At 47.6% G+C, this 24,282-nt stretch carries 23 protein-coding genes; 14 read left to right on the top strand and 9 right to left on the bottom strand.

The features are described from left to right. Window positions 1–223 precede the first annotated feature (223 nt). The gene (locus CXF70_RS10535) at window positions 224–1,714 is read left to right on the top strand and encodes a glycine betaine uptake BCCT transporter (RefSeq protein WP_101802628.1); all 1,491 of its coding nucleotides are present in this window, start codon (window positions 224–226) and stop codon (window positions 1,712–1,714) included. Between the two features lie 396 nt (window positions 1,715–2,110). Here CXF70_RS10535 and CXF70_RS10540 read toward each other — a convergent pair whose 3' ends face one another. Continuing rightward, on the bottom strand, window positions 2,111–2,806 hold the full coding sequence (locus CXF70_RS10540) for a response regulator (protein WP_101802629.1): 696 nt from the start codon (window positions 2,804–2,806) through the stop codon (window positions 2,111–2,113). Window positions 2,807–3,044: 238 nt separating this feature from the next. Here CXF70_RS10540 and CXF70_RS10545 point away from each other — a divergent pair, with 238 nt between their 5' ends. Next, window positions 3,045–3,260 carry a hypothetical protein gene (locus tag CXF70_RS10545; protein WP_101802630.1) on the top strand — a complete coding sequence of 72 codons (216 nt, stop codon included), beginning with the start codon at window positions 3,045–3,047 and terminating at the stop codon, window positions 3,258–3,260. 144 nt (window positions 3,261–3,404) lie between these two features. Next, the gene (locus tag CXF70_RS10550; protein WP_101802631.1) at window positions 3,405–4,133 is read left to right on the top strand and encodes a YveK family protein; all 729 of its coding nucleotides are present in this window, start codon (window positions 3,405–3,407) and stop codon (window positions 4,131–4,133) included. A gap of 89 nt (window positions 4,134–4,222) precedes the next feature. On the opposite strand, the gene CXF70_RS10555 is transcribed toward CXF70_RS10550, so the two are convergent. Next, entirely contained in the window at window positions 4,223–5,326 is a 1,104-nt protein-coding gene (locus tag CXF70_RS10555; protein WP_101802632.1) for an S-layer homology domain-containing protein, read from the bottom strand. A 239-nt stretch (window positions 5,327–5,565) separates the two neighbouring features. Between CXF70_RS10555 and CXF70_RS10560 the strand changes: the two genes are divergently transcribed. Together CXF70_RS10560 and CXF70_RS10565 are read left to right on the top strand one after the other, a co-directional pair. Further along, window positions 5,566–6,624 carry an S-layer homology domain-containing protein gene (locus tag CXF70_RS10560; protein WP_101802633.1) on the top strand — a complete coding sequence of 353 codons (1,059 nt, stop codon included), beginning with the start codon at window positions 5,566–5,568 and terminating at the stop codon, window positions 6,622–6,624. A gap of 107 nt (window positions 6,625–6,731) precedes the next feature. Further along, on the top strand, window positions 6,732–7,139 hold the full coding sequence (locus CXF70_RS10565; RefSeq protein WP_101802634.1) for a YhfM domain-containing protein: 408 nt from the start codon (window positions 6,732–6,734) through the stop codon (window positions 7,137–7,139). 325 nt (window positions 7,140–7,464) lie between these two features. Here the strand turns inward: CXF70_RS10565 and CXF70_RS10570 are convergent, their stop codons facing one another. Next, window positions 7,465–8,424, bottom strand: a complete 960-nt coding sequence (locus CXF70_RS10570; protein WP_158241184.1) for a nuclease-related domain-containing protein — start codon at window positions 8,422–8,424, stop codon at window positions 7,465–7,467. Between the two features lie 454 nt (window positions 8,425–8,878). After that, on the bottom strand, window positions 8,879–10,543 hold the full coding sequence (locus CXF70_RS10575) for a formate--tetrahydrofolate ligase (RefSeq protein ID WP_101802636.1): 1,665 nt from the start codon (window positions 10,541–10,543) through the stop codon (window positions 8,879–8,881). Between the two features lie 482 nt (window positions 10,544–11,025). On the opposite strand from CXF70_RS10575, the gene CXF70_RS10580 reads away from it, so the two are divergent. Then, complete coding sequence (locus tag CXF70_RS10580) at window positions 11,026–11,976, top strand: ribose-phosphate diphosphokinase (RefSeq protein WP_084244448.1); 951 nt, start codon at window positions 11,026–11,028, stop codon at window positions 11,974–11,976. A gap of 74 nt (window positions 11,977–12,050) precedes the next feature. Here the strand turns inward: CXF70_RS10580 and CXF70_RS10585 are convergent, their stop codons facing one another. Continuing rightward, a complete protein-coding gene (locus CXF70_RS10585) occupies window positions 12,051–13,508 on the bottom strand; it encodes an amidase family protein (protein WP_101802637.1) in 1,458 nt (485 codons plus the stop codon). A gap of 180 nt (window positions 13,509–13,688) precedes the next feature. On the opposite strand from CXF70_RS10585, the gene corA reads away from it, so the two are divergent. Next, the gene (gene corA / locus CXF70_RS10590) at window positions 13,689–14,645 is read left to right on the top strand and encodes a magnesium/cobalt transporter CorA (RefSeq protein WP_101802638.1); all 957 of its coding nucleotides are present in this window, start codon (window positions 13,689–13,691) and stop codon (window positions 14,643–14,645) included. Between the two features lie 108 nt (window positions 14,646–14,753). Next, window positions 14,754–14,909, top strand: coding sequence for a hypothetical protein (locus tag CXF70_RS18190; protein ID WP_158241185.1), 156 nt, complete (start codon window positions 14,754–14,756; stop codon window positions 14,907–14,909). Window positions 14,910–15,688: 779 nt separating this feature from the next. Here CXF70_RS18190 and CXF70_RS10595 read toward each other — a convergent pair. Next, window positions 15,689–16,513 carry an aldo/keto reductase gene (locus CXF70_RS10595; protein WP_101802720.1) on the bottom strand — a complete coding sequence of 275 codons (825 nt, stop codon included), beginning with the start codon at window positions 16,511–16,513 and terminating at the stop codon, window positions 15,689–15,691. A 261-nt stretch (window positions 16,514–16,774) separates the two neighbouring features. Here CXF70_RS10595 and CXF70_RS10600 point away from each other — a divergent pair, with 261 nt between their 5' ends. The 3 genes from CXF70_RS10600 to CXF70_RS10610 all read left to right on the top strand — a co-directional run bounded on the left by CXF70_RS10600 (window position 16,775) and on the right by CXF70_RS10610 (window position 19,541). Further along, the gene (locus CXF70_RS10600; RefSeq protein ID WP_101802639.1) at window positions 16,775–17,299 is read left to right on the top strand and encodes a DUF6241 domain-containing protein; all 525 of its coding nucleotides are present in this window, start codon (window positions 16,775–16,777) and stop codon (window positions 17,297–17,299) included. A gap of 209 nt (window positions 17,300–17,508) precedes the next feature. Next, the gene (locus CXF70_RS10605; RefSeq protein ID WP_084244458.1) at window positions 17,509–18,051 is read left to right on the top strand and encodes a DUF2179 domain-containing protein; all 543 of its coding nucleotides are present in this window, start codon (window positions 17,509–17,511) and stop codon (window positions 18,049–18,051) included. Between the two features lie 77 nt (window positions 18,052–18,128). Then, complete coding sequence (locus tag CXF70_RS10610; protein WP_101802640.1) at window positions 18,129–19,541, top strand: plasmid pRiA4b ORF-3 family protein; 1,413 nt, start codon at window positions 18,129–18,131, stop codon at window positions 19,539–19,541. 84 nt (window positions 19,542–19,625) lie between these two features. Here the strand turns inward: CXF70_RS10610 and CXF70_RS18195 are convergent, their stop codons facing one another. Both CXF70_RS18195 and CXF70_RS10615 read right to left on the bottom strand, forming a co-directional pair. Further along, window positions 19,626–19,799: a hypothetical protein gene (locus CXF70_RS18195; protein ID WP_158241186.1), complete on the bottom strand. Its 174-nt coding sequence runs from the start codon at window positions 19,797–19,799 to the stop codon at window positions 19,626–19,628. 12 nt (window positions 19,800–19,811) lie between these two features. Then, complete coding sequence (locus CXF70_RS10615) at window positions 19,812–20,657, bottom strand: metallophosphoesterase family protein (RefSeq protein WP_158241187.1); 846 nt, start codon at window positions 20,655–20,657, stop codon at window positions 19,812–19,814. Between the two features lie 187 nt (window positions 20,658–20,844). On the opposite strand from CXF70_RS10615, the gene CXF70_RS10620 reads away from it, so the two are divergent. The 3 genes from CXF70_RS10620 (at window position 20,845) to CXF70_RS10630 (ending at window position 22,254) form a co-directional block, all read left to right on the top strand. Continuing rightward, window positions 20,845–21,105, top strand: coding sequence for a hypothetical protein (locus CXF70_RS10620; RefSeq protein WP_101802642.1), 261 nt, complete (start codon window positions 20,845–20,847; stop codon window positions 21,103–21,105). Between the two features lie 117 nt (window positions 21,106–21,222). Continuing rightward, window positions 21,223–21,798: a DUF488 domain-containing protein gene (locus CXF70_RS10625; protein WP_101802643.1), complete on the top strand. Its 576-nt coding sequence runs from the start codon at window positions 21,223–21,225 to the stop codon at window positions 21,796–21,798. Window positions 21,799–21,927: 129 nt separating this feature from the next. Further along, entirely contained in the window at window positions 21,928–22,254 is a 327-nt protein-coding gene (locus CXF70_RS10630; RefSeq protein WP_101802644.1) for a hypothetical protein, read from the top strand. A 421-nt stretch (window positions 22,255–22,675) separates the two neighbouring features. Here CXF70_RS10630 and CXF70_RS10635 read toward each other — a convergent pair whose 3' ends face one another. Continuing rightward, window positions 22,676–24,052 carry an LA2681 family HEPN domain-containing protein gene (locus CXF70_RS10635; RefSeq protein ID WP_101802645.1) on the bottom strand — a complete coding sequence of 459 codons (1,377 nt, stop codon included), beginning with the start codon at window positions 24,050–24,052 and terminating at the stop codon, window positions 22,676–22,678. Window positions 24,053–24,282: the final 230 nt, after the last annotated feature.

The following is a 24,282-nucleotide window of genomic DNA, read 5'->3' on the forward strand; positions in this document are numbered from 1 at the left end:
ATAGTAAAAAAACGAAGCGGTATTGTGGAGCTGTATATATTATGCGTGAAGAGACTGATCAATCCAGTAATGGAGCGGTTTCTTCGCGCGTTTTTTGGTTTCGGAAAAAACGCCTGGATTTCCTTAAAGAGAAAGCCTTCCAACACTATTGTATTTGACTATAATGTTGTTTTTCGGTATTCTTAACAACTATGTATCAAATAAATCGTTAACGGGAGGCAACATGAAGAAAGCTACAAAAGTTTTTTATATCACATTTGCTTTGGTAATTTTAACGGTCCTATTCGGAGTGGTGGCACCTGACATCTTTGAAGAAGCCACAGGCAACATCAGAACATTCATCAACACAGCATTTGGCTGGTATTATCTTGTCATTATGGCTGTCCTTTTACTCCTCGTTTTTGTCATCATTGTCAGTCCCTACGGCAAAATCCGTCTCGGCAAAGACCGGGACAGACCCGAATTCTCCACCATCACCTGGATGGCGATGCTGTTTTCAGCGGGCATGGGAATCGGTCTTGTTTTCTACGGCGCATCAGAACCTCTATCACATTTCGCGAGTCAGCCTGCAACAGCAGAAGCGGGAACCGATGCCGCGTTCAAGGAATCTCTTCAGCGCACCTATTATCACTGGGGCATCCATGTGTGGGCGATGTACGGCATCATTGCATTATCCCTTGCATTTTTCCAATTCCGCAAAGGCGAACCGGCATTGATCTCGTCCACCTTGAAACCGATTTTCGGTGACCGGATGAACGGTCCGCTTGGCACATTGGTCGATATCCTGGCCGTTTTTGCCACCGTTTTCGGCGTCGCGACGTCACTCGGTTTCGGAGCTGCGCAAATTAACGGCGGAATCTCCTATTTATTCGGAGTGCCGCAGACGGAATGGATGCAATTGGCGATCATCGGTGTGGTCACGTTGCTGTTCATCATTTCCGCGTGGTCCGGACTGAATAAAGGAATCAAGTACCTGTCGAACACGAATATGGTATTGGCGATTGCCTTATTGATTCTTGTATTGGTTATGGGACCGACGATCCTGATTTTGAATATGTACACAGAAACTTTCGGTGCTTATGTCCAAAATCTGATCAGTTTGAGCACGCAAGCCGCTCCGCTGAATGCGGAGAATCGCAGCTGGCTCGACGGCTGGACGATTTTCTACTGGGCATGGTGGATTTCCTGGGCGCCATTCGTCAGCATGTTCATCGCCCGCGTTTCCAAAGGGCGCACCATCCGTGAATTCCTGATCGGCGTCGTGCTGGTGCCGACCATTTTCGGTTCGCTCTGGTTTGCTGCTTTCGGCGTAACGGCGGTCGATATCCAAAAGAGCGGCATCGATTTGACGGCGCTGCCGATCGACCAGACCTTGTTCGGTATGTTCAATGAAATGCCGGGTGGCATGCTGCTGTCGATTCTCGCCATTCTTTTGGTCAGCACATTCTTCATCACCTCAGCAGATTCAGCCACTTTCGTTTTGGGCATGCAATCAACGAATGGTTCATTGCTGCCAAGCAATCAGATCAAGATCCTCTGGGGTGTGGCGCAATCCTTGGTGGCGGCCATCCTGTTATGGGTCGGCGGTTTGGACGCGGTCCAGAATACGATCATCATTGCGGCGCTGCCGTTTTCCTTTGTCATGATCCTGATGGTCGTGGCGTTGTTTAAAGCATTGAATGCAGAATTGGCTGCAATAAAAGTGAAAAAATAAATGAAGAAGCTGTATCCATAAAAATGGGATACAGCTTTTTATTACGGTTAAAAGACCGAATAATCAGATTATTTTATATCTATTTTATTTGAGTTCGATTATAATGAGATTAAGGAAATGGAGCGGATGTGACGAAAAGCGGAGGGAGTGAGCGTCGTGGAAGCCACCTTTGGACTTGTGCCGATGCTGATTATGTCAATCATTGCAGTAATCGGCATCCTGTCCTATTTCTTCCTGCATCACTGGACACATTGAGTGGTTATTGCAGAAGAGCCGTGCCGGAAATCAATGATTTCCGGCACGGCTTTTTTGAGTGTGGGATAGTGAGGGGAGCTGCTCAACCCAAGCAAGCTTTCGCGCAAAAGCTGAGCAAATTATCGGAGTGATGTTCAATTTTTAACGAAGTTCGACCCAGCCTCTTTTCAAGGCTTCAACGACAACTTGTGTGCGATCTTTTAACCCCATTTTACGTAATATAGTAGAAACATGGTTTTTGACCGTCTTGATGCTGATGTCCAACTCTTCACCCAATGCTTTATTGCTGTAGCCATCTGCCAGCAATTGAAGGACTTCCGTTTCGCGGGCTGTGAGGAGATGGTAGGGAAGTGTGAGTTCTGATTGAACGAAGGCGCCGACATTTTCATCAAGGGATAATTTGTTGAACTCGGACACGAAATCCTTCGTGATTTTGGGATGGAGATAAATTCCGCCATTGGCCGCTGTTGTAATGGCTTCGGAAATCGAAGTCAAATCCATTTCTTTCAGCAGGTAGCCTGCTGCGCCAGCTTGGATTGCCTGGGAGACATTCGGAAAGCTATCATCCACCGTAAAGATCAAAGCGACTGCCTGTGGAAATTGCTCGGTAAGATCTTTTACTGCATCAATACCGCTTTGCTGCGGCAGGTTCAGCTCGATCAGGACCACATCAGGTTGGAATTCCTCATACATCGGAAGGAGCTGCTCGCCGTTTTCTCCTTCAGCTATTATTTGGATCCGCGATTCTGTTTCAAGGACGCGCTTCAGTCCTTCGCGAAAAAGGGGGTGAGGTTCAATGACTAACACATTGATAGGACGAACATTCTTTTGATTCATGATGTGTGTTTCTCCTTTTATTGGTCTATTATCTATATTCACACAATTGCCAATATAAGTATACCATAAATATTTTTGTATAAATTTGTCTATTTAAAAACAAGGTAACTAAGTAAAAGTTCCTGTAAATTTCGATTAGCACTAGTTATAAAGTTGTTTAAAGGGTATAATCATTTATAAATAATTACAGAAAATTCAGTACTCATATAAAATCTGACTGGAAAGTAGGATGATCTGTATGCATCCCTATCAGGATTATCTGGAAAAGCTGGAGAAAGAACATCGTAAAAGTGCAGAAGAAGTGATTCGGCAAGTGTATATCGACCGCAATGAAGGCCCTTCTGTAACTGCGCGGGAACTGGGCATTTCAAGGCAAGCAGTCCTTTATTTCATCAGGGAATATGATTTGCGTGCGGAGAAACACCAGCGTTTGGCTGATCACAATAAACTTTAATAATCGATCGGTAAATTATGCGCTTAATCAGGCTGTTCCTAATTGTCATAACAGATGGCTAAGGACAGCTTTTTAGCTTGTCTGAAGAATTGCGGCTTGAAAATTTCATGGTTGTACATCCAAGCTTGAAGGAGCTGTCGTGCAATGGAAGAAACCATCAGTTTACAGGATCTTTTTAAAACCATTCGGAAACGGTTCGGCCTTATAATATTACTTACATTATTGGCTATAATTATTGCAGGCGTTGTATCATATTTTTTGCTGACGCCTGTTTATGAAACATCAACAGAGATTCTCGTCAATCAGAACCCGGCAGAGACAGGTCAATTGATCAATCAGAACATCCAGACCGATCTGCAGTTGATCAATACTTATTCCGGCATCATCAAAAGTCCCGCAATTCTGGATCAGGTCGTTGAAGAACTGGATCTCGATATGAACTCCGATCAGCTGGATAACAACATCACCGTCAGCAATGCTGATCAATCACAGATCATAAACATTGCCGTACAGGACGAGGATCCGGCAAGGGCAGTGGATATCGCCAATACAACCGTCGATGTCTTCGAAACTGATATTCAGGATTTGATGAACGTCGACAATGTCTCGGTCCTGTCGCCGGCTGTACTGAAGGAGAATCCGGAACCGGTGTCTCCAAATCCGCTGCTCAATATGGCGATTGCTGCAGTAGTAGGATTGATGCTGGGAGTCGGAATTGCATTTCTTCTGGAATACTTGGATACGACAATAAAAAATGAGCAGGATATTGAAGAGTTTCTCGGCATTCCAGTGATTGGCGTTATTTCGCCTATCCTGGAAAAGGCTGAACTGGTGAAGGAGGAGAAAGTTGTTAAGAGAAAGAGAGAGAAATGAGGAGAAAAGCCAGCTTGTATGGAATACTTCCTTAAACGTAAGAAAGACCTGGCATTTTGCCAGGTCTTTCTCTGTTTAATTTCCAATTCCTAAATCGTCCAGCGGTCATTCACAATCGCGATCAGCACCCAATCGCCGTTGCTGTTTTTCTCGAATACCATGTTCAGGCTCTGCCAGTCCATTCCATCGTATTGGTCGGTGCCTGGATAATAGAACTCGACTACAGTTGCATTAGGATATTTACGGTGGATCAGCTCATGCGTCATCGGCTGTTCACTGCGTCCATACCGCTCTTTGGCATTGTAGTCTGCTTCCATTAAATACTCCTCATAATACTCGGCAGGCGTCAAATTGATCTCAAAGCCACTTCCATCTTCGTATCCCCATAAATAATCATTCGGATCATTCATGAAGCCGGGAAGCTGCGCTTTGGTGAAAGTGACTCCGCCGCTGTCGATGCAGCCGCCGGCGTATGGGCAGAATGTCAATCCTTTCGCGGAGCTGACATAAGCGGCAACATCGTCAAAGTCTTCGGCCTGCAGTTCTGCCAGGATGTCATTGGCGGTCATCAGCAGGTCCTGTTTTTCAGGAATGAAACTCGGCTCGATGGCCCGTGCAAGGAATGCCGCAAACTGCGCACGTGTTACTTCAATGTCCGGACGGAAAGTATTGTCCGGATAACCGCGGGCAACGCCTTGGTAAGCCAGTCGTGAAACGGCATCAAAGGCGTAATGGCTTTCGCTCATGTCCCGGAAATTATTGTCGGGCGCATCCGGGAAGTAGAGGGCGCGGTCCAGCATGGCTGCCGTTTGCGCGCGTGTCACAGTCCAATCCGGACGGAAATAATTATTCGGGTAACCGAATATGATTTCCTCTTCAGCAGCAGAAGCGATATAACCGGAAAACTCGTGGCTGGCCGATACATCACGGAAACCTGTGTTGCGCGGCGTGTCATCCAGATTCAAGGCGCGTCCGATCATGGCGACAGCGTGCGACCGTTTGACAGGATCATTTGGCCGGAAGGTTCCATCAGGGTAGCCATTGATGATGCCTTCTTCATGAAGAAACGCGATTTCATAGGCGAACGGATGGTCTCCAGGCACATCGTCGAACAGCACAATCGCTTTGGCGGGTGACGAAAACGAACTGATCATCAGGATGGCAGCGGCGATTAAAGACATTACCGTCTTCATAATCTATCCCTCCCTGTTTGTTTCTATCTTATCACATTTGTAATCAAATAGTAATATTTAATTGTTAGTATTAATAAAATATTGACAATTATCTGATGCGATAAAAGGGAAAGGCGTTAAACATGATTTGGAGAGAAATGGTTCGTATTTTTCTGTTATTTTATTAATTAACTGATGTTTTAACATGCAGTTGGTGGTAGAATGAAGGCAAGATGAAGCAATACGGAGGAGTGACATTGATGAAGAAAGTGATGGGTGTGCTCATCGTTCTGCTGTCAGTCATTTTGGCCCTGCCTGCCGCTGCCGCACCGGATCTGTCTGAAGATCATCAGTTTTATGAGGAAATTATGTATCTGATGGACCGCGGAGTCATTGAAGGTTATCCGGATGGCACCATTCGGCCCGATGCAGAAGTCACACGTGCAGAAGCCGTCGTGATGATCGGCCGCCTGATGGATTTTGATAGAACGAAAAGAGCGACGGAGTTTACTGATGTGCCGGCCGGCCATTACGCCAGCGGCTGGATCGCGGAAGCTGCCGAAGCCGGTTATGTACTGGGTGTCGGGAACGGTAAATTCGAACCCAACGCGCCGATCATCCGAGGCGACATGGCATTGATTGTGGAGCGGGTATTTGACCTTGTTTTTGGAATTGAATCGACTTTCACAGACGTTTCTGCCGATGCCTATTACGCGGAAGCCATCAACAAAATCCTTGCCGCTAATATCACGATCGGTTATCCTGACCGCACTTTCCGCCCGCAAGTGGAAGTGACGCGCGGCCAGTATGCAGCATTCCTGGCGCGGGCACTCGAACCTGAATTCAAAAATGATGCCGTCATTGAAGGCTCTTACCAGAAAGACAAAACCAAAGTCTACACTTATGAAAATGCAGACGGCACAACAGAAGCCCACAGTTTCGAAGATGTCCCGGACCGCGGCGGTCTTATCTACGGATTCATGTGGACCGTCGACACGGATGACGGCAACTATGAATATCTCGAGCTTGAAAATTATGACTACCTTGCTTACGGTTATCCGTACTCCGAAGGCGATGTCGCCATCGTTTACCCGGTGCAGGTTGGCAAAACATTCACCAATGGCATGGAGGATGAAACGATCACTCTCGAAATCACCGGAGTCAATGTTACCGTGGAAACCGCTTATCAAACTTTCAGCAATGCAGTCGAAATTACAAATGAAGACGGCGACAAGTATTACATGGTCGAAGGTTTTGGAACCGTCAAATCGGTCAATGCTGAGGGAGATGTAATAATGGAGTTGTTGAATGCAGAATAATGATTTACCGAAGCACCAGTCCTTATACTATGAAGGCTGGTGTTTTTTTGCATCGCTGAAACTATTCTTCAAAATCATCGTCTAAGCAATAAAGGAGGGGAATGACGTTGAAGAAGCTTTTGCTGGTGATGCTCGCGGCAGGTATTGTTTTACTGATTGTTAATTTCGTCCTTCCATCCAATGACTTTAAAGAAGTCCCGGTGCAGCTGGAAGTGTCAGCTTATGACTATGCGAATGAAGAATTTGAAGAAACCTTTGTAATTGACGATCAGCAAGAAATTGAGGATTTTACAGCCTCACTCAATAAAGCGAATCACAAAAATGGATCATACGAACTCTCTCGGCAGCCAGACTATAGCATCGTAATGCTCTACAACAATGGCTCGATTGACACACTCAGATTATGGCTCGATTTTGATACTGATTTAGACTTATTCAATAGCGATAAAACAGATGGCCATTACAGACTGAAAAACGATGGAGCAAGAGAAGTTATTCTGGAGATATTGGAGTAGGCAACTGTAATGAAAATTAGAATGATTAGGGTTTTGAAGTTTTTAATCGCTTTTCGCTTGCGAAAAGCATGAAATTGAGGCTTGGGTTGGTTGGGAGAGGGAGATTTGGCTTTGGGAGGTGGGGTGAAGGCTAATTTTTGAGATGGAAAATAGCTTATAGATATTAAATCGGGCGTTCAGATGAATAATCAGGCGCTCAGGAGAATAATCAGGCGTTCAGAACATTAATCAGGCGTTCAGGAGAATAATCCGGCGCGCAGGGAAATATTCCGGCGTTCAGCAATTCGGGCATAAAAAAACGCCGTTTTTAGACGGCAGATTATGATTATTCTTTTATTCGATATCGTCGTGATTTAGTATCTCCAAAAACTTTAAAGTCATACTGCGAGAGTATCCTTTTTGCCACATCAGCACTCCCCAACAAACAAAACTCCCGAAATTCCTTATTCGACAAACTGTCATCCACAAACGAAAAATACTCCTGCAGCGCAAAATGGTGGGCGGCCGAATTCTTCGCCCCGCACCCTGAACACACCCAATTCCTTTTCACCCGCGCCATCTGATATCCCTTGCAATCCGCGCAATACACGCCTTTTTGCAAATCGCCATATGCGATCTTATAGGTTTCGCAAAGCGGCCTCCGCACATACGGCGAGTGATTCGCCTCGATCAGCCTCTTGATTTTATTTATTTTCAAAGGCGCAGGATCTGGAGGAAGAGGACGCAGAATGTTGTAGAGATAATCATTCATCTGATACGTTTTGCAAATCGGAGCGCCGGACGGCTTCGAGTGGAACAGGCACTGGTTCGCCGTGTACACAATCAGCCCCTTCACACGAACATCGATTTTCCGCTTCCCGAGCCAGCGCTTCAAAAACTGTATATTCTTGTTCAGCTGAAACACCGGATTATCCAGAATCAGCCGCTGCCCTTTCGAATCCATGCGAATAAATTCACCCGTCTTCTCATCGAAATGGAGGTCTTCGCTGACATTCTTCGAGTCAAGGATGATTATGCACTTTTCCGTTATCACCAGCCCGTCAAACTGCGTCTTCCAACCGCCGTCTATCAGGCCGATGTCCCATAACGCCGCAAAATTCTCGTCCAGGTGAAACTCCTGGAATTTCTTCCGCATCTTTTTTTCCCCACGCTCGCCGGCCGTTTTGCGATGCAGCTGATTTTCCAGATATTCTCGCTGGTCATGCGTTTTAGGAAGTCTTGCAATAAAATAGTGAATAGCCTGTCCATGCGGCAAAAGCCCAATCGATTCCTTTATAGTCGCCACCTCTTTCTTCCATATGGATAAATTATAGCATTCCGAAACGCTATTATTTAAAAATTCTAAAAATATTTTTAGCTGGAGTTTGGTTTTGCTTTTTCGCTTTTCGCATCGGCGAAAAGCATCCATAATAGCACTTTCTTTCAGTATTTGAGTTAAGGGGAGAGTTTTTTCTCATTAACCGACAACAGGGCGAGCGATTTCACTTTTGAAAAGGGGCGGGGAGGATTAATCGGGCGTTCAGGGAGATAATCGGGCGCTCAGGAAGATAATCGGGCGTTCAGGGAAATAATCGGGCGTTCAGGGAGATAATCGGGCGTTCAAAAAAATAATCAGGCGTTCAGCAAATTTTCCCCTCAACTCCCACAAAAAAATCCCCAAAAGCCGCAGCTCCCGGGGACACAATTATCAAACTCAAACTCAAACTCACATACTCACAACTCTCACAACTCCCCAACTCCTAAAACAACCCAACAGCCTCACCATCAGGTCCAACATCCATCTTCAAAGCCGCCGGCTGCTTCGGCAACCCGGGCATCGTCATGATGTCGCCCGTCAGGCACACCAGGAAGCCCGCGCCAAGTTTCGGCATGATCTCGCGGATCGTCACCGTAAAGCCTTCCGGCCGGCCGAGCAGTTTCGGCTGGTCGGATAGCGAATACTGCGTCTTCGCCATACAGATCGGCAGCGCATCCCAGCCGAATTTCTTCAATTCGACCAGCTGCTTCTGCGCCTTATCAGTCAGCTGAATATCAGCACCGCCGTATACTTTCTGCACAATTACACGAAGCTTCTCTTCCACCGAATCGCTTTCGTCATACAACATCGAAAAGTCTTTCGGCCGCGCCAATTCTTCTTTCACAAGCTGCGCCAATTTCAAACCGCCGGCGCCGCCTTGCTCCCACACATTCGTCAGCGCAACACGCACACCCGCAGCTTCACACCACGCCATAATCTCCGCAATTTCTTCCTCACTATCACTAACAAACCGGTTCAACGCCACCACCGGCTCGACACCGAATTGTCGGATCGTATCAACGTGTTTGGCCAGATTGACCATGCCGCGTCGCACTGCATCCGCATCCGCGTCACCCAGCAACGATTTCTCCACGCCGCCATGCATCTTCAGCGCCCGCACCGTCGCCACGATCACGACCGCATCCGGGTGGAATCCGCCTTTGCGCGATTTGATGTGCATGAATTTTTCCGCACCCAAGTCCGCGCCGAATCCCGCTTCGGTCACGACGATATCCGCCAGCCGTCTCGCCGTGTTCGTCGCCATCAGCGAGTTGCAGCCGTGCGCGATGTTCGCGAATGGTCCGCCGTGGATGATCGCAGGCGTGCCTTCGATCGTCTGCACCAAGTTCGGTTTGAAAGCTTCCTTTAGCAATAAAGTCAGCGCCCCTTCAACACCGAGATCACGCACCATAACCGGCATTCTGTCATACGTATAGCCGACAACCATGCTCGCCAGCCGTTCTCGCAAATCTTCCAAAGATGTCGCGAGGCACAGAACCGCCATAATTTCAGATGCCACTGTAATATCGAAACCGTCCTGGCGAGGGATGCCGCCAGCCGGTCCACCGAGCCCGATCGTCACTTGGCGCAGCGCACGGTCGTTGATATCAAGTGCGCGTTTCCACGTGATTCGCCGAGGATCGATGTTCAGCGTATTGCCTTGGTTCAGGTGGTTATCAATAAACGCGGCCAGCGCATTATTCGCAGACGTGATGGCATGGATATCACCGGTGAAATGCAGATTGATATCTTCCATCGGCAGCACCTGTGCGAATCCGCCGCCCGTCGCGCCGCCTTTTACGCCCATGACGGGTCCAAGTGAAGGTTCACGCAAAGCCACAATTACCGATTCATCCATTCTATTGAATGCATCCGCCAACCCGACTGTCACCGTCGATTTGCCTTCACCCGCAGGTGTGGGGCTGATCGCCGTCACCAGTACGACTTTCCCTAAGCCGGCAGCCGGAGGCAAGGAATTGACATCTATTTTCGCTTTATATTTTCCGTATAACTCCAGCGCTTCATCCGGAACTCCGGCACGTTCGGCAATTTCCTGGATGGGCAGAATCTTAGCATCAGCAGCAATCGATAAATCCGTAAACGACATTCAATTTCCCACTTTCATTTTTTATTTATTATAACCATAATGCCATACGGAAAAGAACGCCAGCGCATTTACCCGAATTCAATGAAAAATGGAAATACCCGCGAACCGTTGGCTATTGCGGCCGGAAAACGGTATCATAAAATTATCTATAAAAGTTGCACTAATATGCTTTAGTAGTCGATATTCCGCAAAACAGCTCCGAAGACATTAGCCGAAGTATACGAGGCTAATTCTTTGCGACGAAGCAGCGCAGCGATGCAGGAGCACGGTTTTTACATCTAGCTGTGGCAGTATCTCACTAGAGTGGATCTTGCACTTCGTCGAAACGGAGTTGGAAAGCCAACTCCGTTTCTGTTCCCTTGGGAGTCTCTGCTGTTTTGCTCCATATCTCTTGAGACTTCTTTCATTGGAAGAAAGGAATATATGACTGCTATTTGTTGATGCAACTTTTTTATAATCTTGATTAGAAGGGGGCCCACCCATTGCCTTATCAATTACGCAAAAACTTCAAATTGTTCACCTTGAATTCCAACCCCGATCTGGCACAGGAAATTGCTGAGCTGCTCGACGTCAAACTGGGCAAAAGCTCCATCACGCGTTTCAGTGATGGGGAAGTCCAGATCAATATCGAAGAGAGTGTCCGCGGTGCGGATGTTTATCTCGTGCAGTCGACTTCGCAGCCTGGCAATGAGCATGTGATGGAACTCCTCATCATGATTGACGCGTTGAAGCGGGCATCCGCCAATACGATCAATGTGGTTATCCCTTATTACGGCTATGCGCGCCAGGACCGGAAAGCGGCTTCCCGCGAACCGATTACGGCGAAGCTCGTGGCCAATATGCTTGAAAAAGCTGGCGCGACGCATATAATCACACTGGATTTCCACGCCCCTCAAATCCAGGGATTCTTCAATCTGCCGGTTGATCAGCTGCGCGGCGGCAAGATTCTCAAAAAACATTTTGCGGATAAGAACCTGGAAGATGCCATCGTGGTAGCGCCTGACAACGGAGGCCTTGGCAGAGCCCGCAATCTGGCGGACCACCTGAACGTGCCGATCGGTTTCATTGATAAGCGCCAGGAAGAGCCGGGCGGACCTGAAACCGTGAATATCGTCGGTGACATCAAAGGCAAGAACGTCATCATCATCGTCGATATTGTCGATACGGCGACCACAATTGCACTCGCTGCCGATATGCTTGTTGAGAACGGCGCAAAAGCCGTTTACGCCTGCTGTACGCATCCGGTGCTGTCCGGCCGGTCGATCGAGCGCATCGAGAACTCGGCTTTGACCGAGCTTGTCGTCACGAACACGATCGATGTGCCGGAAGAAAAACGCACGCCGAAAATCACGATTCTTTCGGTCGCGCCGTTATTGGCGGAAGCGATTGAACACGTGCATAACGAAAAGCCCGTCAGTCCTTTATTCGAATAAAATCAGAAACACCCTCCGCTGAGCTGCCGGTATGTCGATACCAGCTTGTCAGCAGAGGGTGTTTTGTTATGCGTTTAATAGTTTTCGAGATTCGGGGCAATGCGTTTTTTGGAAGCCTGCTCGTAAGCATAAGCCAGTTCGATCAAACGCGCTTCGCTGAACGCCAACGCGCTGAACGTCACGCCGACGGGATGGCCGTTGCTTGTGTAGCCGGCTGGAACGGTGATGGACGGGTAGCCCGCTTTTGCCGGCATGCCTGCGCCGCGATTGTCCTGGAATAACAAAGCATCCAGATTGTGCTGCGCCATGGCGGCGTCGATGCCTTCCGTTTTTGCCGTCCGCAAATCGGTTTCACGGTGTTCCAGGTATCTCGGGTCTGAAGGGTCGTCGCTCATCGACTGCGATTTCTCCAATTCCGCCTGGCCGAATTTCATGCGGCGCTCGGGATCTTGTTTGTTGAACTCAATCACTTCTGCCACCGTTTTGACAGGGACGTCATCGGATGTGGTCTGCAGATAAGCATTGACGCCGCGTTTGAATTCGTACCAAAGGACGTCTGACTGGAACGGTTCGACGGGAATCTCCACTTCTTCGATGATTGCACCTTGTGCTTTCATCACTTCGATGGCCTGGTCGATGATGGCGCGTTCTTCCGGCTCTTCGTCATTCAAAAACGAAACGTCGACGCCAATGCGGGCGCCATTCAATCCGTCAGCTTTCAGATGAGATGTGTAATCGGTCAACGCTTTTTCAACGCTTGCCTGCGTAGCCGGGTCGCTTTCGTCGATTCCGGTCAGCGCACCGAGCAGAATCGCCGCGTCAGTAACAGTGCGAGCCATTGGTCCAGCGGTGTCCTGGCTTTCCGCAATGGGGATGATGCCAGTACGGCTGATGAGGCCGACGGTCGGCTTGATGCCGACAATCGAATTGGCGCTGGCCGGACTTAAAATCGAACCCGCTGTTTCCGTGCCGACGCCGACAACTGCGAAATTCGAGGCGATGGCAGCGCCGGTTCCAGAACTCGAACCGCCGACATCACCGGCCTTGAATGTGCTGACACCATAAGGGTTGAGGACCTGTCCGCCGAGTCCGCTGTAGCCGCTCGGACCATCCTTCGACATGAAATAAGCCCATTCGCTCAAATTGACTTTGCCCAAAATGATGGCGCCAGCTTGCCGTAATTGGGCAGCGACAAACGAATCCTGGCGCGCGAAATTATTTTCAAGCGCGATGGCACCGGCTGTCGTCGGCATCGCATCAGTCGTTTCGATATTATCTTTCAGGAGGACGGTAATGCCGTATAACGGACCTTGTCCGTCCTGTCCGCGCATTTCATCCAGTTCGGCTGCGATTTTGAGCGCGTCAGGATTCAGTGACAGCACCGAATTGATTTTCGGGCCGTTCTTGTCATATTGTTCAATCCGGTCGAGGTAGCTTTGCACCAGCTCGACGGAAGTAAGGCGGCCTTCCTTGAAAGCCTGCTGAATTTCATTTATTGTCGTTTCTTTGATCGCGAATGTAGTCGTTTCCATCAGTGTGCTCCTTTGTGGGTTAATAAAATCCTAATGTTAGTGTACACTATTTGTGTTTTATTGAAGACAGGAAATTGTTTGTTTAAATAACAGCCTTAATTTATGGTGAAAAAGGGTAGTATATGGAGTATAGAAGAAATCCGCTGGCTCTTCAGCCGGCGTGCAAGAGGTGGTACATAGATGATCAAAGTGATTGGCATTACGCATGATAATGAATTAGAGGCGGACATACCGCTGGAAAGCGTGGATTTTTCGCGATATCAATGGTTCTGGACGGATTTTGACCAGCCGACGGACGAGGAGCTTCAGCATTTGGCGTATACATTCAAGTTCCACCCGCTGGCAATCGAGGACTGCATTCACCGGCTGCAGCGGCCGAAGCTGGATTATTACGACGACCACACGTTTTTCGTCACGCATAATGTGCGGGAAGAGGAGATGGAGCTGGTCAAAGAGGAATTGGATTTCTTTGTCGGTGATTCGTTCATCGTCACATTCCATTGGAGCGCTTCGAAAGAAGTAAATCAGGTATGGCAGCGGCTTTTGGCGCACCGGAACCTGGAGAAATGGAATCCGTTCTATGTGTTTTACGAAGTGCTCGACAAAATCGTCGACAATTATTTCCCGCTCGTTTACGAAATCGAAGAAAGCCTGGCAAAAATCGAGGACAATACGCAGCAGAAATCGATGGACGTTCTCATGACGGAACTCTTCGATTCGCGTTCGCTGCTGCTCAGCCTGCGGCAGACCGTCAACCCGATGCGCGATCTTTTATACCGCATGCTGAATTCGCATCATTTAAATGAAATCCAGGACCGCCGCGAGTATTTCTCGGATATTTACGACCACCTGCTGAAACTGTCCGAAATGGTCATGTCGAACCGGGAGCTGACGGCGGATATCCGCGACAGCTATCTTTCCCTTAATTCACATCAGACCAATAACGTCATGAAAGTCCTGACCATCATCACGTCGATTTTCGCGCCGCTGACATTCATCGCGGGAATCTACGGCATGAATTTCGAACACATGCCAGAGCTGACGTGGCAGTATGGCTACTTTCTGACCTTGGTCGTCATGGTGGTTCTGGCGGTGGCGATGTTTGGCTGGTTCAGGAGGCTGGGTTGGTTTAAGTAGGGGACAGGTGTGTGGGTTTTAGGTTGGGAATATTATGCAATGAAGAATTGGTGTAGCTTAGCCTTCTAGTCTGCATTAGAAGGAAGCAGTTCGAGCTGAAAATCTCTAATGGACAGTAAACAGCGTCTAATGGACAGTAAACAGCGTCTAATGGACAGTAAACAGCGTCTAATGGACAGTAAACAGCGTCTAATGGACAGTAAACAGCGTCTAATGGACAGTAAATGGACTCTAACGGACAGTAAGTCCAAATACTGGAAATAAGAGCGGCTACATGCCCCCTCAAACCTCTCCAAAACCCCAGAGCCAAAAACAAATGGATGCTTTTCGCAGGCGAAAAGCGAAAAACCAACAAAAACATGAGGTTTCAAGACCATTTTACGAACTTTATTCCATAAAAACTCCGGATGATCACTCATCCGGAGTTTTTAGGTTGTCGAGACACATCAACTTCTTCAATCATTTCGCTGCAGCCTGACGCGTTCCGCAGGAGGCTCAGGACTCGCTCTGTATCCTGCAGGAAAGACATTGGCCGAAGCTAGCGAGGACAAGTCTTTGCGACGAAGCAGCGCAGAGATGCAGGAGCACCTCTTTGATCTTCGCCGGCTGCTGCTGCATTTTATATCTGTATAATAGATGAATATTTTTATCGGAAAAAATTGTTAGACTACGTCCTTAATAGAAAGCGATTCTGAGATATGGAGCAAAACAGCGAGACTCCCAGGGGATTAGACACAGTTGGCTTTCCAACTGTGTTTCGAGCGAAGTGCTGAGATCCACTCGGGCGAAGGGAAGCGAGACCGAGTTAGCTCAGTGCAAGCCCCCAGGAAAGCGAAGCTGTTTCGCGGAATATCTGTTTCCTGACTTTCTCAACAAAATAAAAAAAATCCGGATGATCACTCATCCGCATTTTTCTTTGTCCAGACTCCGGTGACCCAGCTCTTCGAGTCATAAGCCAGCCCATCTCCCGTGGCACAGAACGCCACTCTGCTGGTCCGTCTTATGCTTTTCAGAGCTGAACGGGTACCGTCGCTTTTCTTTTATTATCTCACATTCATCTCATTAGGATGTGCGCCTTTGCGGCGGTCTTTATTTAACGCATTAATCTGCTCCATTTCATCCGCTGTCAGCTCGAAGTCGAAAACGTCGAAGTTTTCCTCGATGCGGGAAGGTGTGACGGATTTCGGGATGGCAATGGTGTCATTCTGCAGGTGCCAGCGAAGGACGGCTTGGGCAGGCGTTTTGCCATGCGCGTCAGCGATTTTCTGGATAGTTTCATCCTGCAGCACTTCGCCGCCTTGTTCAAGCGGGCTCCATGCTTCCAAATAAATATTATGCTTGGCGCAGAATTCCTTCAGCTCGTTCTGTGCCAGGTACGGATGGCATTCGACCTGATTCAATACCGGCGGCACGTCGCATTCCGCAAGCAGGCGCTCCAGATGCTCGATTTCAAAATTGCAGACGCCGATCGCTTTGACGCGGCCATCTTTATACAATTTTTCCATCGCCTTATATGTATCGATGTACTCGTCGAATTCAGGCGTCGGCCAGTGGATCAGGTAAAGGTCCACATATTCAAGACCCAAACGCTCAAGGCTTTCATCGAATGCCCGTAAGGTATTTTCATAGCCTTGGTCACTGTTCCAGACTTTAGTTGTGATAAACAATTCTTCACGCGGAATTTTTGTTTCTTTCAGTGCTTTACCCACACCGATTTCATTTTTATAGATCATAGCGGTATCGATGGAAGTGTATCCTGTTTCCAACGCTTTCGCTACAGCTTCCGTCGCTTTCGCATCTTCCACTTGCCACACGCCGAAACCGAGCTGCGGCATTTTTAAATTATTGTTCAATGTAACAAAGTTCATCAGGCATTTCTCCTTTTCCATTTTAATCCTGCTACTGTCAAACTTACCCTATAATTCTAATCGATAAGCTTATCCCGAGCATTTATTTTGAATCAACCTTATGGAATAAAAGAATGGTTACTAAATTCTGCCAGGCAAAATGAAAGAGTTCAGGAGTATTTTCCTGTATACTTGGATAGGTCATAAAGCATAGGTATTCCAAGATTAATGCAATCATACAAATTATCAAACCTGGCTGAAGACATACAGGGAGGGCAAATGATGAAAAAAGTACTTCAAACGATTTTATTTTCACTGATCGGATTACTGCTGCTCGGCGGTGCCGGCTACTGGTTCGTACAGGATTTTCTTGAAGATGATGGCGGTGAGATCAGTAAAGTCGCCGAGGAAATCGAACAGCGCGAAGTGAGCGCGGAGACGACAGAGGCAACAGAAGAGACAAAAACGGTGGATAAGACAGATGCCGATATGGACGAAGAACGGGTGCAGATTTATCTCCACCAGATGACGCATCAAAAGATCACCGCTGATAAGAAGCGGGGAGCGGTCGAGATGTCCGAAGAAAATATCGGGAACATGCTGAAGATCGTCAAAGAGAACTACGATCATTATAAGCACAGCGATTTCTACGAAAAGACGCTCCTGTCCTGGCAGGAAGGCGATTTCAGCAATGCGGTATCTGTCCATAATACAATCTGGAACTGGCATAATGGCACAGTCGGACGGGCGACCGGGTTGATGTCTGCGGAGCAGGAAGCGGAATATGTGGAGAAGAATTTCAGATAAGAGAAAAATAGCTGCGGTTCGGGACCTTTTGGGGTTCTGGATCGCAGCTTTTGTATGGGATGAAATAAAGGACTTTATCCTCCGGCACAACTTATGAGATATGTAGCAATTGCTGTTCAACGTGTTTATTCTTTTTCAGCAGGGGAAAAACATGTTATCGAATAAAAAAATATGGAAAATATTACATAAATGAACGGAGGGAATACTGGATGGATATGCATCCTCTTCTTTTGATCGTCATCATTTTCAGTATCAGCCTCAGCTTCGTCACCTTGTCGACGATTCGCATGATTCTGACATTAAAGGGCTATCAATATTCGGCAGCCGGCTTGTCGGTGCTGGAAGTCATCATCAACTTGCTGGGACTGGGAATGGTGCTGGATAATGTCGGGAATATCCAGAATTTATTGGCGTATGCGCTCGGCTTTGCGGCCGGTATCATCGTCGGTTCGAAAATCGAAGATAAACTGAGCCTTGGCTATGTGACCGCCAGCGTCATTTCGCAGGATAACAGCGGGGCGCTTGCGCTGCAATTGCGCGAACGCGGCTATGGCGTAACGGACTGGGAGACGAACGGCTTTGAAGGGAAACGCAGTTCGCTGCAGATCCTGATGCCGAAAAAGCAGGAAGTCAATCTTTATAAGACAGTGAAGGAACTGGATCCGAATGCGTTCATCGTGGCGTATGACGCGAAAACGATATACGGAGGATTTTGGATTCGGGCGATTAAGAAACGGACAATTGTGAAGTGAGTGAAGTGGAAATGCATGGGTATTGGAACCTGTGCATTTTTCTTATGTTATGCTAAAAAGAAAAAGCGGGTGTTAGGATGAAGGCTTATATCATATATGTAAAAATGCAGGATGTGGAGCCCAAGGTTTGGCGACGCATCATTTTGCCGGCAGGTGCAACGTTTCAGAAATTGCACGCCATTATTCAGGAATCGACAAACTTTCAAAGCTCCTCTATGCAGATTCCTTATCATTTCCATGAATTCCGTTTACCTGAAGAAAATTTAGTGGTGACGGATGAGCCCGTCATCTATGAAGAGTCGAAAGGGAAAAAGAAAGGTCCGATGAAAGTGCGCAAGCCGCAGTCCCTGAAAATTGATGTTTATTTGGAGAAATACCGCTCACTGTCTTATACATATGATTTTGGCGACAATTGGCAATTTGTAATCGAGCTGGAGCAAATTGTAGACGATTATCATTTTGGCTATCCGACTTTATTGGACGGAGCAGGGGATGCGCCACCTGAAGACGTTGGCGGCGTTCCCGGTTTTATTCATATGAAACAAGTGCTGGCCGACCCGCAGCATCCTGAACATGACCATTTGCTGTGGTGGAGCAAAGAACAGAATTTCCGTACATACGACCGGAAATGGACCAATCAAATATTGAAGCATTTAAAAATCCAGAAGACGGAATGGAATAAAATCAATCACTTGAATCATGAAATCATCTCTGATAAATACTTAGTAGAAGACGAAAAAGAGCGCGCAGAACTGCCGGATGGCTTGGATGAAGCCCTGTTCTATGATTACGTCCGGGCCTGTACAAATCTCTACGGCATCGTGCCTGATAAACAAGTTCTTGCGATTTTTAATAAACAGAATCCGCAGATGTATGTAAAGCTGAATACTTTTGTAAGCTTGGTCACTTCGAAAGAATGGTCAGAACAAACGGATGGCGCTGTGCTGAGGGAAGGGATGAGTTTCGTCCATCCGCTGCTGCAGGATTTGGGATCTCCAGAGAAAATTCGACAGGAACAGGCAGGGAAAGACTGGTATATGCCAGAAAAAGAAGAATTACTGAAATACACTGCCAGTGGGTACATCGAAAAAAATATTCCTTATGAGGAGCTCAAAACAGCTTTAAAACCGAATTTTTCGAAACTGCAACCGGTCGATGTGGATCAGGTTTTATGGAACTTCGGTATGGATCTGCAGATTGCTGACTCCTTCAATACTGCGATGACCGCCATGCTTTCACATCTTCCACCTTTTGAAAATATGGAAGACGTCAATAAAGTCGCGCAGAAAGCAATGAATTTCGCCAATAACCAGCGACTGTGGGCCAATTGCGGCCACACTCCTCGCGAAATATCAAGATTGAAACCATTGTCGCCGCTGTCTAAAGAGCAGCGTCCCGTGGGCGGAAGCGATCAGAAGATGGGACGCAATGATCCGTGTATGTGCGGCAGTGGGAAGAAGTATAAGAAGTGTTGTGGACGAGGGATTTAAAATCAAGATTAATCCAACGCTTTAGAGGAATAAGTGAAAATGCGCAAAGGCAGCCGCCTTTGCGCATTTCGGTGTTTTGGCTTGTTATTTCTCTTTCTTCTTTTTATCCGGCATTAATGGCGCGGTATTATTGGCGACAAAGGGAACCGGCGAAGAAGTTTCGTCATGGCCGTTTTCGTTGTCGTCTAATTCTTCCTGGATGTCCAGGTTGGCTTGTGTGGCTTCCTCTTCGGAACGATGTTTTTTATTGTCTTCCATCTGAATTCCTCCTTACGTCGTTTTAATGGTTGGCGCTGCCAATGGGATTGCGTATTTCACGTCGGCTTCTGATCCGAGCCGATGTGTGTTGAGGCTGAAATGATCAATGGCATTGCCGATGTTTCGGGCCTGTTGCCGCAGGTTGGGATCGACAAATGGGACATAATCGATGGAAATCATGGCTTCTGAAATGTCGATGACGCGGACGGCCTGTTCATCCAGTACAGCCGCTATCTGCAGGAATGTCCATTGTTCACGCGCGGCGATGGAATTGAAATGGTTATGGCCGTTCACGTACAGACCGGCATTTTGTTTATTATTCAAAAGATCCCACATGGGAATATCGGGTGAAATGGAACGTTTTTCTTTGCTGGAGTTTTTAGTGGTGCCGTAAACGGGATGATGGCCAAAGACGAGCAAAGGGCGATTGCCGGAATCTACAACGACATCCGCGAGCCAGAACTGCTGCTCGAGATCTAAGGTTCCGCCCCAGTCTTCATAGTTCTGTTCCTGCGCCGTGTCGAGAAAGGCCAGCACCGCGGAATCAGTCGACAGGGAATGGAAGCGGTCCTGCTTTGTGATCTTCAGGACTTCTTCCCGTGGCAGCGCATAGACATCATGGTTTCCAAGGACATGGACGAACGGTTTCTGGTGCTGGTCGATGATTGTATAGATGCCTTCCAGTTCATCCTGCGTGCCAAAATTGGTCAGATCACCGATCGATACGTAGAGGTCAGCCGGTACCGAGAAAAAATGCGCCATGAAGCTTTCATAAAAATCCTGCCGTTCCCGCTGCGACAATGCATATTCCTCTTTCACCGTCGGATAATGCAAGTCGCCAATCACTGCAATTTTCATGCTTTCTCCAGCTCCTTTCATTCTCTTGCCAACTCCATTATCCCCATTGGATGTAAAGCGTTTGAAACAACCGTGTTAAGAATTGTAAAGGAAATAAAATCGGCGGCTGCCGTCAATTGCAGGCTCGGATTAATTTACAGCCGAATGGGTAAATAAAGAGAAAACGTTTCTATGGGAGGAATCTGTAATGACAAGAAAAGGGACAGGCGGCAGCGGCAATGATTCATATATCGATAAAATTCTTGATAGCGTGAACGAAAAAGAAAATATAGACGGTGAACGCCATCGTCATGGACACAACGAAAAGCATTCAATCGGCAACGAGCATGAAAATGCACCGGACGAGGGCAAAGAAGACGTGCCGACGGAAGATAAAATCATCCGTGATCCGGAGACAGGCGAGGAAACCTTCATAAAAAACGACAATAAGAATTGGAAAATGAAATAGATTAGCATGAAACCGCTTGTGGAGAAAATTCTGCAGGCGGTTTTTACTGTGTATTGTTTAATTCCAGTGGCTGACAGGAATGAGTATAAGAGAAGCATTAGTGGGAGGGGGAACAGAATGAAAATTTACACGATTGGCCATTCAAGCCATTCTAAGGAATTCTTCGAGAAGATGCTCAAGGAGAATTCAATTGAAGTGCTGGCGGATGTGCGGGCTTTTCCCGGCAGCCGCAAATGGCCGCAGTTTTCGAAGGACGTTTTTCCAAAATGGCTGGAGGCTGAGAACATCACCTATCAGCATTTTCCGAAGCTCGGCGGACGCAGGCGCAAGTCGAAGGAAATTGACAACGAAGTTAACGCAGGCTGGAATAATCGTTCATTCCATAATTATGCCGACTATACATTGACGGATGAATTCAAGGAAGGCATCGATGAATTGCTGGCACTGGCATCAGATCGGCGTGTGGCCTACTGCTGCTCGGAGCGGCATCCTTCGCGCTGCCACCGGTTTCTGATCAGCAATTGGCTCGTCGCGAACGGCCATAAAGTTTTTCATATCATTGACGGGAAAGATGAAAGCATCGAGCTGGTTGAACATGAGGTAGGTATGTGGGGTGCAGAGGCTGAGGTGAAGGAAGAGGACGGCGCGGTGGTCGTCTATCCGGAAACCGGTCAGGATGAGGCGGCAGAATAAAACCTTGCAAGCTGGAAGGAAGACGGATTCTGATTTTCGGGTTTATTTGGCATGGATTTAGAGAATACAAAGTAAGGAAGACATCCTACATATGGGTCAAAAAAGATGAATGGAAGGGGACATGAAACGATGAGTATGCAAAATATCCAGACCAACGATTTGGTGAGGGACGAATACGGCAACCATTACCTGGTGGTGGGGACGAACGAAGAGGAAGGCACATTGAAGAATATCCAAGTGTCGAACCTTTGGTACGAGCAGGCTTTCCGTGAGAGTTTCGAAGATGCGAGCGGCGGCAAGTCGGTTGGCATCCAGCTCCAGGAAAAGGTCAATTCTTATATAGAGGAAACGGAGCGCAACGAGCGTCCGATTTATGGCATCCGCGACCTGATCGTCAACAAAATCGACGTGTATGCGGTCGACATCACGAAGCCGCATCCGAATAGCGTGTTATAGAAGATAAATTTTAGGTTTTAAGCCATCTCCGGCAGACTTTCGGGTCTGTTGGAGAGGGCTTTTTTGTTGGCTGGATTTTTGTGGGCGGGAGAAGAAGTTTTATGCGTGCGACACGACACTTTATGCGCGGGAAAAGCCATTTTATGCTCAACAAGATAACTATGTGCTTGAAATGATAAAAATGCTTCTTTCTCCGTAGACTGCCGATTACCAAGGATTCCCTCCACCCAAGGTCAAGCCCCTGTAATGGATGCATTTCGCCAAAACCAGGCGAAATGCGAAAAAGCCCACGCCCTTAGCGGATGGTTTTCGCAAAGCGAAAACCGTCCAATCTTTAAAAGGAAGCTTTCGCGGACCGCGAAAGCTTTTTTCATAACAAAAGCCGTCCCTCAACCAAAGAAGGACGGCTTTTCTCTATCGATTATTCTTTCTCCATACCAACCGCAAACCCGAGATACATCAAAGCGTTGCGGGCTTTGAACGTGGTGGACAGCGCCAGGCGCTCAAGCTCGGCCTGTGTCATCTGATGTTTGCGGAGCTCGCCCGTTTTGGCGATTTCCTCTTGTTTCGTGATGACCTGAACGAAACTGCGTTCCATCTGATCACGCAATTGGAGGGAACGGATCATGGCGAGGTTCTGGGATTCAGAACGCTCGTAGCCGTAGACTTCTTTGGATAACCAGTACAATGCCTTCAGGGCGCTGTTCTTCGTATCGCGGATAAACGGCTTCAACGGATTTTTCGGATGTTCTTCCTCGAACCAGATGCGCTGCATGACCGCGTGCTGGTTCTTCACTTCAAGTTTATAATAATGGTTGATGAATTGAGCGGTTTTATTGAATAACGAGAACGATTCACGGTAAACGGTCTTCAGCTGCTCATTGCGCATCGGCTCGGTTTTGTCGAGCTCGAGTGCGTCATACAATTTCTCGCGGTGCCCCGTGAATTCCGCAATGAGGGAATCCATGAAAGCCTCGAGGAACACGCCGCGGTCTTTATCCTCGCCTTTGTAGCGATAGCGCAGCGTATCGAGTTTCATCGTGCCTTCAGGGTCGACTTCGTTGTCGGGATTGAGCAATAAATGCTGTTTCGCGCACCAGTCGCGATATTCTTTCTCACGGCCTTCGAAAAAGTTCGGCTTATAATTCCCTGTGATATCGACCGGCCCGATTTCACCCAGCATTTTCTGCGCCAATTTGAGGCGGTCCGCATAAAGTGCGCTGCCATTGGCGTCGGTGATTTTCTCCGCACCTTCGCTCAGCAATTCGCGCGCTTTATGAAGCGCATCGGCTTTTTCTTCCTTGCCTGTGAGGAATGTGGAATAAAACAGGAGCCCCCAGCCGCGTTCCGCTTCTTTGCGCTGATAGGAGGGATCGTCATTCTCATGTTCGACCATCTGTTCGAGTACGTGCATTCCGTCCATCGAACGGCCGACATAAATGAGCACTTCTGCATAATTCAGGCAGATCTGATTCCAGATGGTCGGCGGGACCTTGCCGCGGAATTGGAAGAACAGGCTTTCGAACAGGAAAAGCTGACGCTGTTTCATCGGGCTGTTCCATTCATTCTGCAATTGATGGCGGATGCCGAGCTGGCTTGATTCCAATAGGATTGCAAGCGGATAAGCCGCTTGTCCTTCAAGGCGTTTCTTCAGATGGTCAAGTATATCTTGCAGCTTTTCAGGTTCTGTTTTCGTTTTTTGGAAATCCTGCAAAAGCATTTGGGTAGCTTGGTATAATTCTTTCAATTCAAATTGCCCGTAATCATCTGACTGGGCAATTTCCTGTAAATTCGTCATCGGGAAGCCTCCTTGGGTGTATGGTCCTTGGTAAAAAGAGATTCTTGGCGTCACGTTTTCACGTTCACTTACTATTGTAACGAAAAGTTGGGGACAGGTCACCAACTATTATCAGAATTGTGTGGTATTTGTAATGCGCGTTGTCGTCATCAAACTAATTAAGGTATGATAAGTATACATGCACAAGATTCAGTCATCTCAGAAAAATGAATAAGCAAACAGGGGGCCAC

The sequence above is a fragment of the Planomicrobium sp. MB-3u-38 genome (assembly GCF_002836425.1).
GTDB lineage: Bacteria > Bacillota > Bacilli > Bacillales_A > Planococcaceae > Planococcus > Planococcus okeanokoites.

Bases quoted from the DNA above. Each gene is read 5' to 3' on its own strand.
- CXF70_RS10535 (WP_101802628.1), top strand. From the start codon at position 224: ATGAAGAAAGCTACAAAAGTTTTTTATATCACATTTGCTTTGGTAATT.
- CXF70_RS10540 (WP_101802629.1), bottom strand. From the start codon at position 2,806: ATGAATCAAAAGAATGTTCGTCCTATCAATGTGTTAGTCATTGAACCT.
- CXF70_RS10545 (WP_101802630.1), top strand. From the start codon at position 3,045: ATGCATCCCTATCAGGATTATCTGGAAAAGCTGGAGAAAGAACATCGT.
- CXF70_RS10550 (WP_101802631.1), top strand. From the start codon at position 3,405: ATGGAAGAAACCATCAGTTTACAGGATCTTTTTAAAACCATTCGGAAA.
- CXF70_RS10555 (WP_101802632.1), bottom strand. From the start codon at position 5,326: ATGAAGACGGTAATGTCTTTAATCGCCGCTGCCATCCTGATGATCAGT.
- CXF70_RS10560 (WP_101802633.1), top strand. From the start codon at position 5,566: ATGAAGAAAGTGATGGGTGTGCTCATCGTTCTGCTGTCAGTCATTTTG.
- CXF70_RS10575 (WP_101802636.1), bottom strand. From the start codon at position 10,543: ATGTCGTTTACGGATTTATCGATTGCTGCTGATGCTAAGATTCTGCCC.
- CXF70_RS10585 (WP_101802637.1), bottom strand. From the start codon at position 13,508: ATGGAAACGACTACATTCGCGATCAAAGAAACGACAATAAATGAAATT.
- corA (WP_101802638.1), top strand. From the start codon at position 13,689: ATGATCAAAGTGATTGGCATTACGCATGATAATGAATTAGAGGCGGAC.
- CXF70_RS18190 (WP_158241185.1), top strand. From the start codon at position 14,754: ATGGACAGTAAACAGCGTCTAATGGACAGTAAACAGCGTCTAATGGAC.
- CXF70_RS10595 (WP_101802720.1), bottom strand. From the start codon at position 16,513: ATGAACTTTGTTACATTGAACAATAATTTAAAAATGCCGCAGCTCGGT.
- CXF70_RS10600 (WP_101802639.1), top strand. From the start codon at position 16,775: ATGAAAAAAGTACTTCAAACGATTTTATTTTCACTGATCGGATTACTG.
- CXF70_RS10605 (WP_084244458.1), top strand. From the start codon at position 17,509: ATGGATATGCATCCTCTTCTTTTGATCGTCATCATTTTCAGTATCAGC.
- CXF70_RS10610 (WP_101802640.1), top strand. From the start codon at position 18,129: ATGAAGGCTTATATCATATATGTAAAAATGCAGGATGTGGAGCCCAAG.
- CXF70_RS18195 (WP_158241186.1), bottom strand. From the start codon at position 19,799: ATGGAAGACAATAAAAAACATCGTTCCGAAGAGGAAGCCACACAAGCC.
- CXF70_RS10615 (WP_158241187.1), bottom strand. From the start codon at position 20,657: ATGAAAATTGCAGTGATTGGCGACTTGCATTATCCGACGGTGAAAGAG.
- CXF70_RS10620 (WP_101802642.1), top strand. From the start codon at position 20,845: ATGACAAGAAAAGGGACAGGCGGCAGCGGCAATGATTCATATATCGAT.
- CXF70_RS10625 (WP_101802643.1), top strand. From the start codon at position 21,223: ATGAAAATTTACACGATTGGCCATTCAAGCCATTCTAAGGAATTCTTC.
- CXF70_RS10630 (WP_101802644.1), top strand. From the start codon at position 21,928: ATGAGTATGCAAAATATCCAGACCAACGATTTGGTGAGGGACGAATAC.
- CXF70_RS10635 (WP_101802645.1), bottom strand. From the start codon at position 24,052: ATGACGAATTTACAGGAAATTGCCCAGTCAGATGATTACGGGCAATTT.